Genomic DNA, 1,141 nt, shown 5'->3' on the forward strand with positions numbered 1-1,141 from the left:
TACACCACGACGCCGCGGACGCTTTCGCCGCGGCGCATGAGGTCGAAGCCGTGGTTGATCTCTTCGAGCGGCATGGTGTGGGTGATCATGGGGTCGATCTCGATCTTGCCCTCCATGTACCAGTCCACGATCTTGGGGACGTCCGTGCGCCCGCGCGCGCCGCCGAAGGCGGTGCCCTTCCAGGTGCGGCCCGTCACGAGCTGGAAGGGGCGGGTGCTGATCTCCGCCCCCGCCGGCGCCACCCCGATCACCACCGACACGCCCCAGCCCCGGTGCGCGGCCTCCAGCGCCTGGCGCATGACGCGCACGTTGCCGGTGCAGTCGAAGGTGTAGTCCGCCCCGCCGATGGTGTCGCCCCGCCGCTTGGTCAGGTTCACCAGATGCGCCACCATCTGGTCCGCGGGCACCTCGGAGGCGTTCACGAAGTGCGTCATCCCGAAGCGCTCGCCCCAGGCCCGCCGCTCGGGGTTGAGGTCCACGCCGATGATCATGTCGGCGCCCGCGAGCCGGAGCCCCTGGATGACGTTGAGCCCGATGCCGCCCAGCCCGAACACCACCGCCGTGGAGCCCACCTCCACCTGCGCGGTGTTGATCACCGCCCCCACGCCCGTGGTCACCCCGCAGCCGATGTAGCAGATCTTGTCGAAGGGCGCGTCGGGGCGCACCTTCGCCAGCGCGATCTCGGGCAGCACCGTGTGCTGCGCAAAGGTCGAGCAGCCCATGTAGTGCAGGATCGGCGTGCCATCGAGCATGGAAAACCGCGAGGTGCCGTCGGGCATCAGCCCCTGCCCCTGCGTGGCCCGGATCGCGGTGCACAGGTTGGTCTTGCGGCTGAGGCAGGACGGGCACTGCCGGCACTCGGGCGTGTAAAGCGGGATCACGTGGTCGCCCGGCGCCACCGAGGTCACCCCCGGCCCCACCTCCAGAACCACCCCCGCCCCTTCATGCCCCAGAATGGCCGGGAACAGCCCCTCGGGGTCGGCCCCCGACAAGGTGAACTCGTCGGTGTGGCAGATCCCCGTCGCCCGCACCTCCACCAGAACCTCGCCCGCCCGCGGGCCCTCCAGGTTCACCTCCATGATCTCCAACGGCCGGCCAGCCGCCACAGCCACCGCAGCCCGCGTGCGCATCGTGGTCCTCC

At 70.6% G+C, this 1,141-nt stretch carries 1 protein-coding gene; it reads right to left on the reverse strand.

Translation table 11 applies throughout. The annotated features are described in order from the left end of the window. Positions 1–1,130 (reverse strand): S-(hydroxymethyl)glutathione dehydrogenase/class III alcohol dehydrogenase (locus J3P31_RS21150; protein WP_210530517.1); only part of this gene is annotated, 1,130 nt, incomplete at its 3' end. Between the last annotated feature and the right edge of the window lie 11 nt (positions 1,131–1,141).

The sequence above is a fragment of the Rubellimicrobium arenae genome (assembly GCF_017916275.1).
GTDB classification, from domain to species: Bacteria; Pseudomonadota; Alphaproteobacteria; order Rhodobacterales; family Rhodobacteraceae; genus Rubellimicrobium; species Rubellimicrobium arenae.